This is a genomic window from Novosphingobium oxfordense, from assembly GCF_044029435.1.
GTDB lineage: Bacteria > Pseudomonadota > Alphaproteobacteria > Sphingomonadales > Sphingomonadaceae > Novosphingobium.
Map to the genome: position 1 here is coordinate 1,487,555 of NZ_CP147008.1, position 17,029 is coordinate 1,504,583.

The window sequence follows — 17,029 nt, forward strand, 5'->3', positions numbered from 1 at the left end:
GCTGCGGCGCACAATTGCATGCTCAAAGCTGCAACCGTGCACAGGAGCCCCCCGCTTGCGCCATTCCTTCCAACATCTCGCCATCGTATCGGCGCTTGCGCTGGCGACGTTCAGCCTCGGCGGCTGCGGCCAGCAGCAGGCGATGCCGCAGCAGGACACCGAAGTCGGCGTGGTTACGCTGAAGGCGGAGCCGGTCACGGTTTCCACCACGTTGTCCGGCCGCACCGCCGCCACCATGGTCGCCGAAGTGCGCCCGCAAGTGGCCGGCATCATCCAGTCGCGCCTGTTCGAGGAGGGCTCGCTGGTCCACGCCGGGCAGCCGCTCTACCAGATCGACCCGCGCCTCTATCGCGCCTCGCTCGATACCTCGCGCGCGCAATTGGAGAATGCGCAGGCCACTCTTTACAGCGCCGAAGCCAAGGCCAAGCGGTATCGCACGCTGGGTGACAGCGAGGCGGTGAGTGCGCAGGACAAGGACGAGACGATCGCCGCCGCGCGCGCCGCGCAGGCCGCCGTCCACCAGTATCAGGCAAGCAGCCGCAGCGATGCCGTCAGCCTGGAATTCACGCGGGTGCTGGCGCCGATCACCGGGCGCATCGGCCGTTCCTCGGTCACCAAGGGGGCGCTCGTCACCGCCAGCCAGACCGATGCGATGGCGACGATCCAGCAGCTCGATCCGATCTTCGTGGACATCACCCAGTCCTCCGCCGACCTGCTGCGCCTGCGCAGCGCGCTTGCCAAGGGCAGCATTCTGCCGGGCAGCACCAAGGTCTCGCTGACGCTGGAGGACGGCACGAAGTACCCCACGGAGGGGACCATCGAATTCAGCGAGGTCAACGTCGATCCGGAAGCGGGTACGGTGACGATCCGCGCCCGTTTCCCCAATCCCGATGGGTTGTTGCTTCCGGGCATGTTCGTGAAGGTCGATGCGCCGCAGGGCGTGGTGCAGAACGGGATTCTCGCCCCCCAGCAGGGTATCTCGCGCGATGCCAAGGGCAACGGCACTGCACTGGTCGTCGATGCATCGGGCAAGGTGGAGCAGCGCAAGGTCACCACGGGCCAGGCGATCGGCGACAAGTGGCTGATCACCAGTGGATTGAAGGCGGGTGACCGCCTGATCGTGGAGGGCACCGACAAGGCGCGCGCCGGCGCCAAGGTCAAGGCCGTCACCGTGAAGCTGGGCGACTGATCCGATGAACATCAGCCGCTATTTCGTCGACCGGCCGATCTTCGCCTGGGTCATCGCCATCATCGTCATGATGGCCGGCATCGCCGGCATCATGAGCCTTCCTGTCGCGCAGTATCCCGACGTTGCGCCGCCTTCCGTCACCGTCAGCGCCACCTATCCGGGCGCTTCGGCGCAGACGCTGGAGAATTCGGTCACCCAGGTGATCGAACAGCAGCTGACCGGCATCGACAACCTGCTCTACTTCTCGTCGAGTTCGGACAGTTCCGGCTCCGCTTCCGTCACCGCGACATTCGCCAAGGGCACCGACCCGGACGTGGCGCAAGTGCAAGTGCAGAACAAGGTGCAGCAGGCCAATTCGCGCCTGCCGACCCAGGTTCAGCAACAGGGGCTGACAGTCACCAAATCCAGCTCGGACATGCTGCTGGTGGTCGCGCTCTATGACCAGAGCGACAAGACGACCGACAGCGACGTTGCCGACTACCTTGTCTCCAACTTTCAGGACGATCTGGCCCGCGTGAACGGCGTTGGCGGGGTGCGCGTGCTGGGTTCGCAATATGCGATGCGCATCTGGCTCGATCCGGCCAAGCTGATGGCGCGGCAGTTGATCCCGTCCGACGTGGAAAGCGCCATCACCGCACAGAACGTGGACCTTTCCGCCGGCCAGCTGGGCGCGGAGCCGCTGGTGAAGGGCCAGATGCTCAACGCTGTGGTCAAGGCCAAGTCGCGCCTGCAGACTGCCGAGCAGTTCCGCCAGATCGTCGTCAAGACACTGACCGACGGTTCGGTTGTCCGCCTGTCCGACGTCGCGCAGGTGGAGATGGGGCAGGAAAGCTACATGATGTCCGCCCGCATGAACGGCCATCCGGGCGCGGGCATCGGCATCGAACTGGCATCGGGCGCGGATGCGCTGAAGACGGTCGCCGCCGTGAAGGCGCGTGTTGCCGAACTGTCGAAAGACCTGCCCGAGGGCTACAAGATCGCCTATCCGCGCGACACCAGCGATTTCGTGAAGCTGTCGATCCAGGAAGTGATCGAGACGCTGGTGATCGCCATCGTGCTGGTCGTGCTGGTGATGTACGCCTTCCTGCAAAGCTGGCGCGCCACGCTGGTGCCGGCGATTGCCGTGCCGGTGGTGCTGTTGGGCACGTTCGGCATCCTGGCGGTGCTGGGCTACTCCATCAATACGCTGACGCTGTTCGCCATGGTGCTGGCCATCGGCCTGCTGGTCGATGACGCCATCGTCGTGGTCGAGAATGTCGAGCGCCTGATGCACGAGGATGGTCTGTCGCCATATCGCGCCACGGTCCGCTCGATGGACGAGATCGGTTCCGCGCTCGTCGGCATCGCGCTGGTGCTCTCGGCGGTGCTGCTGCCGATGGCCTTCTTCGGCGGCTCGACCGGCGTCATCTATCGCCAGTTCTCGGTCACCATCGTTTCGGCCATGGGGCTTTCGGTGCTGACCGCGCTGATCCTCTCCCCCGCACTGTGCTCCACTTTGCTGAAGCCGCGCGAGCGTGTGGATGCCGATCAGGCGCCTGCTACCGGCCTGCGCGGCGCGGTGCTGCGTCTCAAGCACCGGCTGGACGGCTGGTTCGGCGGCTTCAACCGCTGGTTCGATCGCATGACCGGCCGCTATGTCGATGCGACCGAGAAGCTGATCGCCCGCCGCCGCATCTGGCTGGTGGTCTACGGACTGGTGATCGTCGCGCTCGTGGTGATCTTCACACGCCTGCCCACCGGCTTCCTGCCGACCGAGGATCAGGGCCAGGTCATGGTCGTCTACCAGCTTCCCGCCGGCGCGACCTCCGAACGGACCGACAAGGTGCGCGCGCAGATCGAGGAGGCGTTCCAGTCCGAAGGCAGCAACGTGCCGATCCGCTTCACCGTTGGCGGCTTCAGCTTCAACGGTTCGGGCCAGAATGCGGGCATGGGCTTCGCCAACCTCGCCCCGTTCGATGAGCGCAAGGATTCCAGCAAGAGCGCCAATGCCATTACCGGGCGGATCATGGCCAAGCTGTCGAAGATCCGCGACGCGCAGGTCTTCGTGATGACGCCGCCTTCGATCCAGGGCCTTGGCCAGTCGAACGGCTTCACTTTCCAACTGCTCAACTCGACCAACATGGACCGCGAGAAATTCGTCGCGCTGCGTGACAAGCTGATCGCCGCCGCCAATCAGGACCCGAAGCTCTCGCAAGTCCGCGCTTCGACTCTGCCGGATACGCCGCAGTTCGACGTGCATTTCGATGATGCCAAGCTCTCCGTGCTCGGCCTGTCCGTGGCCAATGCCACCGATACCTTGAGCACGGCCTGGGGCGGTACGTATGTCAACGACTTCATCGATCGTGGCCGCGTGAAGAAGGTCTATGTGCAGGGCGAGGCGGAAGCGCGCATGCTGCCTAGCGACCTCGACAAGTGGTTCGTCCGCTCGACTGCGGGCACCAATGGCGACGGCACCAGCAAGATGGTTCCGTTCTCCGCCTTCACGACGATGGGTTGGGAAACCGGCCCGAACAGCCTCTCTCGCTTCAATGGCCGCTCGTCCTACACGATCCAGGGCGATGCCGGTTCGGGCTACAGCTCCGGCGATGCGATGAAGGAGATGGTTGCGCTCCAGCAGAAGATCGCGCCCGGCACCAGCTACGCCTGGAGCGATCTGTCCTACCAGCAGAACCAGTCGAGCGGACAGGCGGTCTACCTCTATGCCCTGTCGATCGCGGTGGTGTTCCTGTGCCTTGCTGCGCTGTACGAAAGCTGGTCGGTGCCGCTGGCGGTGCTGCTCGTCATCCCGCTGGGTGTGATCGGCGCGGTGATCGCGGTGGCCGCACGCGGGCTGGAGAACGACATCTACTTCCAGGTCGGCCTGCTCACCACGATCGGCCTTGCCGCCAAGAACGCGATCCTGATCGTGGAGTTTGCCGAACAATCCTGGCGGGACGGGAAGGACATGCTCCACGCCGCATTGGAAGCAGCCCGCGTGCGCCTGCGGCCGATCATGATGACGTCGATCGCCTTCATGGCCGGCGTCGTCCCGCTCGCCATCGCAACCGGCGCGGGTGCGCAAGGGCGCATCGCCATCGGCACCGCCGTTCTTGGCGGCATGCTGACCGCAACGATGCTGGCGATCTTCTACGTGCCGATGTTCTTCGTCGTCGTTGCCAGGCTCTTCCACCGAGGAGGCGACGCCGATGAGGCCCGGAACCTGCGGCATGAACCCCATGCCGAAGTTCCGGGCACCCCATCCGAGGGAGAGGCCTGAGCGCCTTCTCTCACCCCCATTCATCGGCGCGGAGAATATCGCACCCTCCTGCGCCGGTGAGCCCGGGGCCCTGTCGATCCGCCATCGATCGGGGCCTCGGGCACCTTCATCGAGGACCATGCCGATGCGCCGCACCCTGATCCCGCTCCTGATTGCCGCCACGGCCCTGTCGGGCTGCAATCTGGCACCCAAGTACGTCCAGCCCGCAGCCGCTGCCCCGGCCGAATGGCCGCAGGGCGCCGCCTATGCCCCGGCGGCATCCGCAGAAGCCGGCATGCCTTGGCGCACGCTGTTCGCCGATCCGCGCCTTCAGACCGTGATCGAGCGGGCACTGGCGAACAACCAGAACCTTCAGGCCAGCCTTGCCAATGTCGCCTCCGCACGGGCACAGTATCATGTCGAGCGGTCGTACCAGTTGCCCACGCTGGCCGCGAACGCGAGCGCGGTGGGCACGCGCGGGCTCAAGTCCTCGCAAGCCGATACGCAGACCTACGATGCCAACGCCGGCTTCAGTTCCTTCGAACTCGACCTGTTCGGCCGCCTGAAGAACCAGAGCCGGGAGGCGATGGAGACCTACCTCTCGACCGAATCCGGCTACCGCTCCGCGCGGCTGACGCTGGTGGCCAATGTCGCCACGGCCTATGTCACGCTTGCTTCCGACCGCGACCTGCTCGCCCTGGCCGAACGCACGCGCGCCAGTGGGCAGCGATCGGTCGACCTGACGCAAAGCCTGCTCAAATCCGGGCTCGCCGCTGCGGGGGATCTCGCCTCGGCACAGACGGTGCTGGAACAGGCCAATTCCGACGTGGCATCGCAGACGACGCTGGTGGCGCAGGATCGCAATGCGTTGGAACTGCTGGTCGGCGGCCCGGTGGAAGATGGTCTGCTTCCTGCCTCGCTCACCGAACTGGACGCGCGGATCGGACAAGTACCGGCCGGCCTGTCATCCGAAGTGCTGCAGCGCCGCCCTGACGTGGTGGAGGCGGAGCACCAGCTGAAGGGCACTTACGCCCAGATCGGTGCCGCCCGCGCGGCCTTCTTCCCGACGATTTCATTGACCACCGCGCTCGGGCTGGCCAGCACTGCGCTGGGCAGCCTGTTCACCGGCGGGGCGTCTCTCGCCAGCGGCACGGCCAGCGCCAGCCTGCCGATCCTGGGCGGCACCAACAAGGGCAACCTGGAATATGCCAAGGCGCAGCGCGACTATTACCTTGCCACCTACCGGGCGACGGTGCAGTCCGCCTTCAAGGATGTGGCCGATGCGCTGGCCCGGCGCGGCACCATTACCGAGCAACGCGCCGCGCAGGATCGGCTGGTGACGGCGGCGCAGAAAAGCTACGATCTTGCCGATGCGCAATATCGCGCAGGCACCGAAACTTCGCTCAACGTGCTGGTCGCCCAGCGCTCGCTCTATGCCTATCAGCAGACCCGGATCGCGACGGTCTTGGCCGACCTCACTAACCGCGTCACCGTCTACAGCGCGATCGGCGCGGACGAGAGCCTGGGCGGAGCGGCCGTTGGTGGTTGACGGCCGATGAGGAGCAGACGGTGCGTGGGCCTGGCTCCCATAGCCCGGCGCTCGCACCGCGGCTGACCCGAGCATGGCTCGTTGAGCGTCGGCCCGGTCTCATCGGCGGCGATCCTTGCCAGCAGCCGATGGACCTTGAGGCTAGTCCGAGCGTCGGGGAGTGGCTCGGACCGTGACTGGCTTTCCCTGAATCTTCCACACCCTCATCGCAATTTTGCCCCCGCCTCGCTTCGGCCAGCGCCGCATCAACTCTTAGGCATCAGCGCCTCGACCACCTGATCGACCGTAAAGCTCGCCGCCTTTGCGCGCGGGGGGAATTCCTTGAAGCTCTCAAGCCATTCGTAGACGATCGCTTGCACCGGCACTTGCAGGAAGATGCGGTCCGCAGTCCATTTGTCGTAGAGGAAGCTTTCGTCCCCACGTTCGAATGGGTCGGAGCGGAGGTCGAACATCTTCGGGACCCGCATCTGCGCGAAGGGTTCGCGCCAGACGCTTATGCCGCCGGAGTTGCGCTGCTCCTGGAAATGGATCTTGTACTTGTTGACCCGGATTGCGAGCAGGTCGCCGTCGTCGCTCCAATACAGGAAGCCTTCGCGCGGGCATTTTTCCTTGCCCGACAGGAACGGCAGCAGGTTGTAGCCATCGAGGTGAACCTTGAAGGTCTTCTCGCCGATCTTGTAGCCCTGCTTCACTTTGGCAACCAGGTCGGGCTCGCCCGCGGCTGCTGCAAAAGTGGGGATGAAGTCCTGCAACGATGCAATGTCGTTGATCAGCTGGCCGGGTTCGATCACGCCGGGCCAGCGGATTACGCAGGGCACCCGCCAGCCGCCTTCCCAATTGGTGTCCTTCTCGCCCCGGAACGGCGTCGCGCCGCCATCGGGCCAGGACATGACTTCGGCACCATTGTCGGTGGTGAACACGACCACAGTGTCATCGGCGATGCCGAGGTCTTCCAGCTTGGCAAGCAATTGGCCGACGTAGCCATCAAGTTCCACCATGCCGTCGGGATAGAGCCCCAAGCCGGTCTTGCCCTCTGATTCCGGCTTGAGATGCGTCCACACATGCATGCGCGTGGTGTTCATGTAGCAGAAGAACGGTTGATCGGCCTTGGCCTGCCGGTCCATGAAATCGAGCGCCGCGCCCAGGAATTCCTCATCCACCGTCTGCATTCGCTTGGTGTCCAGTGGGCCGGTGTTTTCAATCACCTGCTTGCCAACGCGGCCGAACTGGGGGTCTTCGGTGGCGTCGTCGGTCTCGCTGGCCTTGCATTTGAGCACGCCGCGCGGGCCGTATTTTTTCCGGAATTCAGGATCCTTGGGATAGTCGGGATTCTCGGGCTCCTCCTCGGCATTGAGGTGATAGAGGTTGCCGAAGAATTCGTCGAAGCCATGTACGGTCGGCAAATGCTCGTTGCGGTCGCCCAGATGGTTCTTGCCGAACTGGCCGGTCGCGTAACCGAGATTCTTCAGAAACTGTGCGATGGACGGATCGTCTGCGCCCAGGCCGAGCTTGGCACCGGGCAGGCCGACTTTGGTAAGCCCGGTGCGGATCGGGGATTGCCCGGTGATGAAGGCGGCACGGCCGGCAGTGCAGCTTTGTTGGCCATAGAAATCGGTGAAGTTTGCCCCTTCCTTCGCGATCCGGTCGATGTTGGGCGTGCGATAACCCATGATGCCGTTGTTATTGCAGCTGATGTTGAACCAGCCGATATCGTCCGACATGATGAACAGGATATTGGGCTTGCCGTTCGGCATGATCTTCTCCTGAATCCGACACGGAAGGAGGGATCGTACCAGCCAATTTCTGACCCCGCAGATCGGGGCAAACCCGGAAAAATCCTGGTTATGCTACCGAGAAGCGGGGCGCCCACAGCCGCAAGCCTTTGACCGTTCCAGGTAGTATAGCAAGTCGGCCTGGAGGCTGCGTTTCAGCAGCCGGCCCAATTGCCGCATTCCGTCCCGCTGCCCGATTGTCCGTTTCCAGACCAACAGCGGTACAATTGGCTTGCCGCCGCCCGCATGGGCTCCCTCCAACGCGGATCGACATCTCGCCTGCTGCGACGGCGATCAGAGTGGATCAGCCGGACAATAGGATTTTAGAAAGTCCGGATGCGTCGGCATGCTGGCTGCGATTTCGGAGATTTCGGAGCGCATTCGATCGAGATGGCTCCGCAATGCGACGTCAGGCATCATTTCTGCGAGGCGGTGGTAGCCAAGCGGATTCATGCGTTGGCCCAACAATACCGAAGTCCAGCTGTCGACGCGGAACAGTTCATCCTCCAGCTTGAAGGCACGGGCATCGTCGCGCCAGATTTCCAGGCGCTCCTTGAGTGAATCCGGAATGTCCATGGTGCGGCAACGGCGCCAGAAGTCGGAATCGTCCCGCTCGGTAACGTGGTAGTGCAGGATGATGAAATCCCGGATGGATTCGAATTCCAGCCGCGACTTCTCGTTGAAATGATGGATCAGCGCTTCGTTGCAGCCGTTGAAAGGGAAATCCTGGATCAGCCGGGTGACGGCTGCCATCATCAGATGGATGCTGGTCGATTCCAGCGGCTCGATAAAACCGCCGGCAAGCCCCAAGCCGACGCAATTGCGGAACCAGCTCCTTTTGCGCATCCCGGTCTTGAAGCGTAGCAGCCATGGCTCGATGGTCGGTTCGCCGTCGATCTCCGCCAGAAGCTTGGCCCGCGCTTCGTCGTCCGACATGAACTCGTTGCAGAACACAAGGCCGTTGCCTTCGCGGTGCTGCAGCGGAATTTTCCAACGCCAGCCTGCCTCGTGCGCGTAGGCGCCGGTGTAGGGCTGGGGCGGGTAGGATGATTTCGACTGTACGGCTACGGCGCTGTTGGTGGTGATCCAACGACCCCAATCATCGAATTCCACACCCAGGGCCTGGCCCAGCAGGAGGGAACGGAAACCGGTGCAGTCGACGAAGAGATCGCCTTCGATCCGTTCGCCTGTTTCCAATGTCAACGCATCGATGAAGCCGCTTTCGGGGTGGAGATCGATATGACGAATCTTCCCTTCGACCCGCTTCACGCCGGCGGGTTCGGCAATGGCGCGCAGGAAACGGGCATAGCGCGTGGCATCGACGTGGTAGGCATAGCCCATGTTCGGCGCGGCGTGCACCGACATGCGATTGGCCTCGCCCGCCACCCATTCCAGGCAATATTCGCCCAGTTCACCACCAAATCCGCGCGATTGGGCGTGCAGCCAGAAGTGATGGAATTCCGCCATCCAGGACGCGCGTGTGCCGATCGTTCCGAACGGGTGGATGTAGCGATCGCCAATCCGGCCCCAGTTCCGAAACTCGATCCCCAGCTTGAAGGTCGCCTGTGCGGCGGCCATGAACTGGTCTTCCTTGATTCCCATCAGATCATGGAAGCTCTTGAAGGTCGGCACGGTGGACTCGCCCACGCCAACGGTCGAGATTTCTTCCGATTCGATGAGCGTAACGTCGATCAGCGGTCCGAGATGACGCACCAAGGCCGTCGCAGTGACCCATCCGGCGGTGCCGCCCCCTGCTACCACGACTCGCTTTACCACACGGTCCGATGCCGGATCCTGCTGCATGCTCATTTCCCATGATGCCGGCGTTCGCGCCGCATTGTACGATATTGGAAACGCCGAACCCGACGGGGCGCGCGGTCGGCCAGGTGTCTGTGTCAGATGGCGGATGAGGCGGGACGATCCGCCAGTTCATCCTGATCCTCGTTCAGTGCGCCCAACGCACCGCTGGCCCGGGCGCGACGGCCATAGACGACTTCGAACAGTGGAGAGGCCATCAGCGTCGTCACCAGCGCCATGACGACAAGCATGGAGAACAGCGCGGGGCCGATGATGCCCTTTTGCAGGCCGATGTTGATGATTATCAGCTCCATCAGCCCGCGCGCGTTCATCAACGCGCCGACGGCGAGCGCGGTGGGGTTGTCCTGTCCGGTCAGTCGGGCCGCTGCCCAGCAGGCCGCGCCTTTGGCGATGATGGAGCCAGCCAGGATGACCAGCGCGACGCCTACCAAGGCAACGCTGTTTACCAGCGTAAGCTGCGTGTTGAGGCCGGAAAAGGTGAAGAACATCGGTACCAGCAGAGCCAGTGTGAAAGGCTCCATTTGGTTCTTCAGTTCGCGGCTCAGCAATCCGCGCGGCATTGCTACGCCCAGCAGGAAGCCACCGAACACCGAATGGAGGCCCGCCGCGTCCATCGCCCAGGCACAGAGCATGAATAGCGCGACGATCGTGGCGAGCAGGGGCGGCGTGATGCGGCCTTCCCGCTCGGCCCAGCGGGAGAGCGGCGCCAGCAGGCGCGGCCCGGCGGTCAGCATGAACAGCGCGAAGAGCCCCCCGCCGAGTACGGCTTTCAGCGCCACTGCGGTACCACCGCCAAAGCTCGCGAGCACGATCGCAAGCACCGTCCAGGCGCCCACATCGTCAATTGCGCCAGCGGAAAGCGACAGCGAGCCGAGCGGCGTACGCGAAAGGCCGCGCTCCTGAATGATGCGGGCGAGAACGGGGAAAGCGGTGATCGAGATCGCAGCGCCCATGAACAGTGTCGCCTGGAACGCGCTGACCTGCGGACCGAACAAGTTTAGGTTGAACAGCCATGGCGTCATCGCGACGGCGACCAGAAAAGGCGCGGCCATACCTGAGAGTGACACCGCGACGGCGCTGCGGGCGTTAAGTCGGAAATGGTCGGTGCGGAAACCGAGCCCGACCAGAAACATGTAGAGGCCAACGCCCAGCTGCGCTCCGACGTAGAGCACGGATTTGGTTTCGTTCGGGAACAGTAAATGCTGGATATCCGGCGCGACAAGTCCGAGCAGCGAGGGGCCGAGCAGAATGCCGGCGATCATTTCACCGATGACCTGAGGTTGATCAAAGTATCGTTTCAAGAGCCAGCCCGTTGCCCGGCATGCGGCCACAATCACGAACATCTGCAAGAAAAACGCAACGCTCAGTTCCGCAGGACTCATCCGCCACTCTCCTTAGCACCCGCCCTTTCTCGGTGCGGTGTGCGGACGCGAAATGAGACCGCCGCACACATTGTCGCAAGTAGTTTCTTGCTTGGGTGACAATCTCGAAAGCGAATTTCGTCTGTAGGCTTTGTAATGTTGCCAATGCGCCACAACCCAAGGATTTCAGCGATTGATTGCGATGTCATATTCGTGAATTTGGGTCCCGCTGAGACGGTCGTGAGAGCAATTTGACGATAGGGAATCGGCCGCGTCCCGAGACGCTGGACTGGAACTGGAAATTCTTCACGAAACGTTGCCCGCTTTGCGCTCGTTTGTACCCGGACGAACGTTCCGCACCTGTCAGAAGAGATCATCAGCGCATCGCGTTTCACGGGCGACTGCGTCCATGTCGCTGTCTTTCTTCGCCTGCATGACCAGCGCACGATAAAGAGGCTCTGGGAGCCATAAACTGCTCGGCGCATGCGCCGGCTTGTCCGCGGGTTCATGGAGACGCGGATCCTGCCGATCTTGGGGAACGTGACTTTGTGCTTGGGGGATCAATGTTACACCCCGGCAGCATCTTTCGACGATTGATGGCGAATGTCGCTCCGTCGCGCGCGCGCGGTGCGCAGGGTTTCCGGCGTGAAGTGCGTTCCTGCGGCTCTTTTCGGAACAGCGATGCGTTGCGAGAGGTATATGCCGTTATGTCCCGAACAGATGTAGGCAACGAAGCACGCGACCGCGAGCGGGACCGCGTGGGTCCGGCCGAACAACTCAATGCCCATGATCGTGCAGGCGAGCGGCGTATTGGCGGCCCCCGCGAACACCGCGACGAAGCCGAGTGCCGCAAACAGGTCAAGCGGTGCCCCCAGCAGCCAGCCCAGTGCATTGCCAAGCGCTGCCCCAATGAAGAACAACGGCGTCACTTCGCCGCCCTTGAAGCCCGCGCTAAGGGTCACGACGGTGAAAAGCAGTTTGAGCGCCCAACTCCATCGATCGACGGGGCCAGTAAAGAAGCCTGCTATCGTGGGATCGCCCGGGATGACGGACCAGACGCCAAGGCCAAGGTAGGCGCGCGTCCCCACGATCCAGACGAGCAGGATCACCATGATACCGCCCAACCCGGCACGGCTCGGGCCATAGGGAAAGCTGCGCTTCAAGAAGCCGCCCAGCGCGTGATTGGCTTCTGCAAACACATGGCCGACGAGCCCGAAGGCGACGCCTGCCATGGCCGCCTTGGCTACCAGCAGGGGCTCAACGAGAAGCCTGGCGGAGTCGGGCGTCACATAGCCAATGTGGTAAACTGTATGATGAATGCCCCAAGCATGGCACGTCCAGTCGCCCACGAGTGCCGAAAGCAAGCAGGGCATGATCCCGGCATATTCGGTTCGCCCGATCGCCAGAACCTCCAGCGCGAAGACTGCACCTGCCAGCGGCGTTCCGAAAACCGCGCCGAAACCCGCCGCGACACCCGCCATTAGCAGGATCCGCATGCTAGGCGGATCAAGCCTGACCAGACTTGCAATTGCGCTGGCAATGCTGCCGCCAAGCTGCACGGCAGTACCCTCGCGTCCGGCGGATCCACCGAACAGATGTGTTGCGATAGTGCCGATAAAGACGAGCGGGGCCATGCGCAGCGGGATGCCGCCACCAGGTTCATGGATTTGCTCGACAATCAGATTATTGCCCGCCTCCACGGAGCGGCCGACGCGGTCGTAAAGCCAGGCGATGGTCGCTCCACCAACCGGAAGGAAGTACAGTAGTGAGGGGTGGTCGAACCGTGCACGTGTCGCGGCATCAAGGCTCCATAGGAACGCCGCGCACAATGTTCCGACTATTGCAGCCATCGGTATCAGCAGCAGCGTCCATCGGGCCACGGACATTGCGTGATCTTGGCGATCGCGCATAGACGCCGCCAAGTTGAACTGGGTGAACAGATTAAAAAATATCGCGCGCACAATTCCTCCATTGCTGGCTAGCAGCGTCAGGTAGGAATCATCGGCCCTTGCGAGGGCGGTTCGGCCAGACAGCCCGGCGGAAATCCATCGCCGTGCGGAGGCATATGTCGGCTCGAAGCTTGGCCGTCAACGGGCCTTCCGGAAGCTCCAAGCATAATTTACTCAGGCCTCAGGCGCCAAGGCTTCGATGATGCGGCAATCGCCAATGGTCGTGCCGGAACAGCAGTCCAGTTTGCGCACCAGTTCAGCACGCAATTTGGCAAGATCGGTCATTTTGCGGTCGATCTCGGCAATGTTCGCGGCAGTGATGGCGTCTACTTCGGCGCAGGAGGCTTCGGAATCGTCGGCAAGTGCAAGCAGGATCCGCACTTGCGCCAACGAAAAGCCCAGATCGCGCGATCGCCGGACGAACGAGAGCCGGTTGAGATGGACCGCATTGTAGATCCTGTAATTGCCTGCCGTCCGGGAAGGCTCGGGGATAAGCCCCTCCTTCTCGTAAAAGCGGATCGTTTCGACGCGAGTGTCGGTCAATTTCGCAAGATCGCCGATTTTCATGCTTGACCCTATAGCGGCTTCAGGGTGCATCAGTCCAAGCCATATTCAGATTGTCGGATGCGAATCATGGCTCATGACTGTTGCTCGAAGAAGGGCGATACGCTTGCACAACTGGCCGGGAAGAAGGACCAGCGCCGCGTCCTGATCGTCGTCATGGTGATCAATTTCGCCATGTTCTTCTTCGAATTCGGCGGCGGCCTTGTGGCGCGATCATCGGCCTTGATGGCCAATTCGGTCGATATGTTGGGCGATGCGATCGTCTATGCGCTCAGCCTCCACGCCCTGCATCGCGGAGCGCGCTGGGAGGCAGGAGCCGCGATCGCCAAGGGGCTGATCATCCTGGCCTTCGGCCTGGCGGTGATCGTCGCAATCGCGAACAAGATCGCGCATGGGGTGCCACCTTCTTCGTCGCTGATGCTGGCGTTCGGCGGGTTGGCTCTTGTGGCCAATGTGACATGCCTTGCGCTGCTTTGGCGTTTCCGCAAGGCCAACGTGAACATGTCGAGCACCTTTGAGTGCTCGCGCAATGATGTCGCCGCGAATGTCGGTGTGCTGGCGGCGGGCGGGCTGGTCGCACTCAGTGGAACCGCATGGCCCGACATCGCGATTGGGGGCGTCATCGCCGTGATCTTTCTGCGTTCAGCCTGGCGAGTGCTGGGTGAGGCCATTCTTGTCTGGCGCGCTTCGCCTCCTGCTGCGGGTGGAACCTTGAGGTGACATCCGGCCTCCGATCCCGTACGGCAATTGCCATGTCTCGCTGGGGCCTCGCGCTGATCCTGATGCTGCTGTCGTCATTCATGGCGACATCGGCCATTCATGCCCAGGAGCTTTCGGGCAGCGTCATCGTCGAGTGCTCTGGCTACGTCCATAGCGAAGGCGACGCCGATCAATCGCCCGGCGATGCGGACAAGGGCGCGCCGCATCATCATGCGGGCTGCCACGGCGGTGCTTCGTTCCTGCCGGCACGGGATATGGTTCCCGAACTCTCCGATATGCTGACCCAGCCTTTGCCGGCTGCGCGGGCCGACGCGCTTGGTCGCTGGATTTCCGGTCCGGATCTGCGCCCTCCAATCGCCTGATTGACGCCGTTGGCCGCTGACCTCGCGCTTCGGCGCGCGCGGCCCCACGCCCATCAATCAGGATAGATTTCATGTACAGGATCATGGCAGCCTTGCTGGCTGCAACGTCGTGCGCCGTCGTCGCGCAGGCGCAAGAGATTGCAGCGCCGGCTGCGGCTCAGCCCGCTGCACTATTTACGCTGGAGGATGCGGTTGCAGCGGCCGGGGGCAGCGCGCCTGCCCTGGATGCCGCGCATGCCGGCATCGACGCTGCCGCTGCGGCGCGCAAGGTTGCGGGGCTACGCCCCAACCCGACCATGCAGACGCAGGTCGAGAACGTGGTCGGCACCGGGCCTTATTCCGGTTTCGATCAGGCAGAGACAACGGTCGGCCTCAGCCTTCCCATCGAACTGGGTGGCAAGCGTGGGGCCCGGGTCGCGGTCGCCAAGGCGCAACTGGATCGGGCCGCGCTGGAAGCCGCGATCGCACAAGTCGATGTGCGGTTGCAGGTCACGCAGCTCTATGTCGAGGCCGTTGCCGCTGAGCGACGGGTGGCAACCCAGCGCAATCAGGTGCAGATCGCCCGCGATGCCTTGAAAGCCGCGCAAGTGCGGGTCCTGGCCGGACGGGCATCGCCCATAGAGGAACAACGCGCCGACGTTGCCCGGGTCAATGCCGAGGCCGGCCTGGAGCGTGCATCGCGCCTCGCTGACGCAGCGCGGGTCAATTTGGCCAGACGGATAGGCGGGCCGATTGCCAGATCGTTGGACAGGGGCCTGCTCGATCGTCTTCCTGCCGCTGGCGACTATGGCCCTCGCGAAGCTGCGAGTGCGGGAACGCTGGCGCTCGCCGCCGCCGACGCGAATCTGGCGGTTGCCGATGCCGATATCCGGCTCGCCCGCTCGCAGCGCGTGCCCGACCTTCAGGTGGGGCCGGGCCTGCGCCGATTGGAAGCCACCAATGACTTCGCGGCGGTCTTCTCGATCTCGATACCGATCCCGGTGTTCAATTCCGGGAAGGCTGCCGTTGCGCAGGCTGTGGCGGAGCGATCGCGGGTCGAGGCGCAGCGCCGGGTGACGGCGCTCGATGTCGAGCAGGCGATTACAGACGCGCAAGTCCAGGTCGACAATGCCGCCACGACCGCGCGTGCCGCCAATGGGCCGGCGCTCGCTGCCGCGCAGGAAGCCGCCAGGATCGCCCGCATCGGCTACCGCGAAGGCAAGTTCGGGCAGCTCGACCTGCTCGATGCCGAACGCACGCTTGCCGAGACCCGCATGGCCGCCATCGATGCACTCGCAGCTTACCAGAATGCCCGCGCACAGCTGGAGCGCCTGACCGCGCCCGTCGTCGCGCCTCAGGGGGAAAACTGATCCATGAATCGCAATACGTTCATTTACGCCGTCCTCCCGCTGTCGCTCGCGCTTGCCGCCTGCGGCAACTCGCAGGATGGGGCGTCCAAGGAAGAAAAGGCGGCGGGCGAAGCCGCTCACGCCGATGAAGGCAAGATCACGCTGTCGCAGGAGCAGATTGCTTCAGCCGGTATCCAGATCGGACGGCCGACCATGGGCGGCTCCGGCACTCTCGAACTCCCGGCCACCATCGAAGGCGATCCGCAGGGCACGCAGGTCGTCTCCGCGGCAATCGGCGGGCGCGTGGTGGCGCTTCCCTATAACCTTGGCCAATCGGTCGGACGCGGGCAGACGCTGGCAGTGATCGAGAGCCGGGAAGCAGCGATGCTGAAGGGCGAAGTCGAAGCGAGCCGCGCGCGTCTGGCACTTGCGAACTCGAACCTGGTGCGCGAGCAGCGCCTGTTCGCCCAGCGGGTCTCGCCCGAACAGGACCTGATCGCCGCCCGCACGGCTGCGACGGAAGCGCGCATCGCCTACAACCAGGCGCAGGGACAAGTCTCGGCAGCTGGCGTTGGCGGCGGCGGCCTCAACCGCCTCGGCATCACCGCGCCGATCTCCGGGCAAGTCATCGCGCGCAGTGTCGTGTTGGGCCAGACTGTCGATGCCAATGCCGAACTCTATCGGGTCGCCGACCTGTCGAGCGTGTCGCTCGCGCTGAATCTGCAGCCGGCTGATGCCGGGCGCGTACGTGCGGGCAATACCGTGACCGTTACCGCGCCGGGGCGTACCGCCACCGCCACGGTGACGTTCGTATCGCCCGCGCTCGATGCGCAGACCCGCCTCGTGCCCGTTATTGCCTCGCTCGACAATCGCGCCGGTCAATGGCGCGTGGGAGAGCCGGTGACGGCTTCCGTCCAGCTTTCGGGCGAAGGCGAAGACGGCGTAGTGCGTGTGCCGAGCACCGCGGTTCAGACCGTGGAAGGCAAGAGCGTCGTCTTCGTGCGCACCAAGGCGGGCTTCCAGGTCGTTCCCGTAACGCTTGGCGACAATGTCGGGGATTCCGGGGCCGGCGGCTCCGTGATCGTTCGCTCGGGTCTCACGGGCACCGAGCAGATCGCCACTTCCAACAGCTTCACGCTCAAGGCCGAACTCGGCAAGGGCGAAGCGGCGCACGAGGACTGA

12 protein-coding genes and 1 riboswitch are annotated in these 17,029 nt (G+C 63.6%); of the genes, 7 read left to right on the plus strand and 5 right to left on the minus strand.

The features are described from left to right. Positions 1-142: 142 nt before the first annotated feature. The 3 genes from WBP07_RS29365 to WBP07_RS29375 all read left to right on the plus strand — a co-directional run bounded on the left by WBP07_RS29365 (position 143) and on the right by WBP07_RS29375 (position 5,973). Positions 143-1,189, plus strand: a complete 1,047-nt coding sequence (locus WBP07_RS29365) for an efflux RND transporter periplasmic adaptor subunit (protein WP_395398272.1) — start codon at positions 143-145, stop codon at positions 1,187-1,189. A gap of 4 nt (positions 1,190-1,193) precedes the next feature. Next, on the plus strand, positions 1,194-4,445 hold the full coding sequence (locus WBP07_RS29370; protein ID WP_395396766.1) for an efflux RND transporter permease subunit: 3,252 nt from the start codon (positions 1,194-1,196) through the stop codon (positions 4,443-4,445). Positions 4,446-4,569: 124 nt separating this feature from the next. Further along, positions 4,570-5,973, plus strand: coding sequence for an efflux transporter outer membrane subunit (locus WBP07_RS29375; RefSeq protein ID WP_395396767.1), 1,404 nt, complete (start codon positions 4,570-4,572; stop codon positions 5,971-5,973). Positions 5,974-6,218: 245 nt separating this feature from the next. On the opposite strand, the gene WBP07_RS29380 is transcribed toward WBP07_RS29375, so the two are convergent. The 5 genes from WBP07_RS29380 to WBP07_RS29400 form a co-directional block, all read right to left on the minus strand. Further along, positions 6,219-7,727 (minus strand): arylsulfatase, encoded by a 1,509-nt coding sequence (locus tag WBP07_RS29380; RefSeq protein WP_395396768.1) that lies wholly within the window; start codon positions 7,725-7,727, stop codon positions 6,219-6,221. A gap of 312 nt (positions 7,728-8,039) precedes the next feature. After that, positions 8,040-9,548: a tryptophan halogenase family protein gene (locus tag WBP07_RS29385; protein WP_395398273.1), complete on the minus strand. Its 1,509-nt coding sequence runs from the start codon at positions 9,546-9,548 to the stop codon at positions 8,040-8,042. 92 nt (positions 9,549-9,640) lie between these two features. Beyond that, the gene (locus tag WBP07_RS29390; protein WP_395396769.1) at positions 9,641-10,945 is read right to left on the minus strand and encodes a cation:proton antiporter; all 1,305 of its coding nucleotides are present in this window, start codon (positions 10,943-10,945) and stop codon (positions 9,641-9,643) included. 545 nt (positions 10,946-11,490) lie between these two features. Beyond that, positions 11,491-12,885, minus strand: coding sequence for a voltage-gated chloride channel family protein (locus WBP07_RS29395; protein ID WP_395396770.1), 1,395 nt, complete (start codon positions 12,883-12,885; stop codon positions 11,491-11,493). A gap of 24 nt (positions 12,886-12,909) precedes the next feature. Then, a riboswitch (Fluoride riboswitch) is annotated at positions 12,910-12,986 on the minus strand. 61 nt (positions 12,987-13,047) lie between these two features. Beyond that, positions 13,048-13,440: a helix-turn-helix domain-containing protein gene (locus WBP07_RS29400; protein ID WP_395396771.1), complete on the minus strand. Its 393-nt coding sequence runs from the start codon at positions 13,438-13,440 to the stop codon at positions 13,048-13,050. 66 nt (positions 13,441-13,506) lie between these two features. Between WBP07_RS29400 and WBP07_RS29405 the strand changes: the two genes are divergently transcribed. The 4 genes from WBP07_RS29405 (at position 13,507) to WBP07_RS29420 (ending at position 17,029) form a co-directional block, all read left to right on the plus strand. Next, positions 13,507-14,157 (plus strand): cation transporter, encoded by a 651-nt coding sequence (locus tag WBP07_RS29405; protein WP_395396772.1) that lies wholly within the window; start codon positions 13,507-13,509, stop codon positions 14,155-14,157. Between the two features lie 32 nt (positions 14,158-14,189). Further along, complete coding sequence (locus WBP07_RS29410; protein WP_395396773.1) at positions 14,190-14,519, plus strand: hypothetical protein; 330 nt, start codon at positions 14,190-14,192, stop codon at positions 14,517-14,519. A 71-nt stretch (positions 14,520-14,590) separates the two neighbouring features. Beyond that, positions 14,591-15,868, plus strand: a complete 1,278-nt coding sequence (locus WBP07_RS29415) for a TolC family protein (protein WP_395396774.1) — start codon at positions 14,591-14,593, stop codon at positions 15,866-15,868. A gap of 3 nt (positions 15,869-15,871) precedes the next feature. Beyond that, positions 15,872-17,029: an efflux RND transporter periplasmic adaptor subunit gene (locus tag WBP07_RS29420; RefSeq protein ID WP_395396775.1), complete on the plus strand. Its 1,158-nt coding sequence runs from the start codon at positions 15,872-15,874 to the stop codon at positions 17,027-17,029.

Coding starts and splice junctions, on each gene's coding strand:
- WBP07_RS29365 (WP_395398272.1), top strand. CDS start 143: ATGCCGCAGCAGGACACCGAAGTCGGCGTGGTTACGCTGAAGGCGGAG.
- WBP07_RS29385 (WP_395398273.1), bottom strand. CDS start 9,548: ATGCAGCAGGATCCGGCATCGGACCGTGTGGTAAAGCGAGTCGTGGTA.
- WBP07_RS29400 (WP_395396771.1), bottom strand. CDS start 13,440: ATGAAAATCGGCGATCTTGCGAAATTGACCGACACTCGCGTCGAAACG.
- WBP07_RS29390 (WP_395396769.1), bottom strand. CDS start 10,945: ATGAGTCCTGCGGAACTGAGCGTTGCGTTTTTCTTGCAGATGTTCGTG.
- WBP07_RS29415 (WP_395396774.1), top strand. CDS start 14,591: ATGTACAGGATCATGGCAGCCTTGCTGGCTGCAACGTCGTGCGCCGTC.
- WBP07_RS29380 (WP_395396768.1), bottom strand. CDS start 7,727: ATGCCGAACGGCAAGCCCAATATCCTGTTCATCATGTCGGACGATATC.
- WBP07_RS29405 (WP_395396772.1), top strand. CDS start 13,507: ATGGCTCATGACTGTTGCTCGAAGAAGGGCGATACGCTTGCACAACTG.
- WBP07_RS29410 (WP_395396773.1), top strand. CDS start 14,190: ATGTCTCGCTGGGGCCTCGCGCTGATCCTGATGCTGCTGTCGTCATTC.
- WBP07_RS29370 (WP_395396766.1), top strand. CDS start 1,194: ATGAACATCAGCCGCTATTTCGTCGACCGGCCGATCTTCGCCTGGGTC.
- WBP07_RS29420 (WP_395396775.1), top strand. CDS start 15,872: ATGAATCGCAATACGTTCATTTACGCCGTCCTCCCGCTGTCGCTCGCG.
- WBP07_RS29375 (WP_395396767.1), top strand. CDS start 4,570: ATGCGCCGCACCCTGATCCCGCTCCTGATTGCCGCCACGGCCCTGTCG.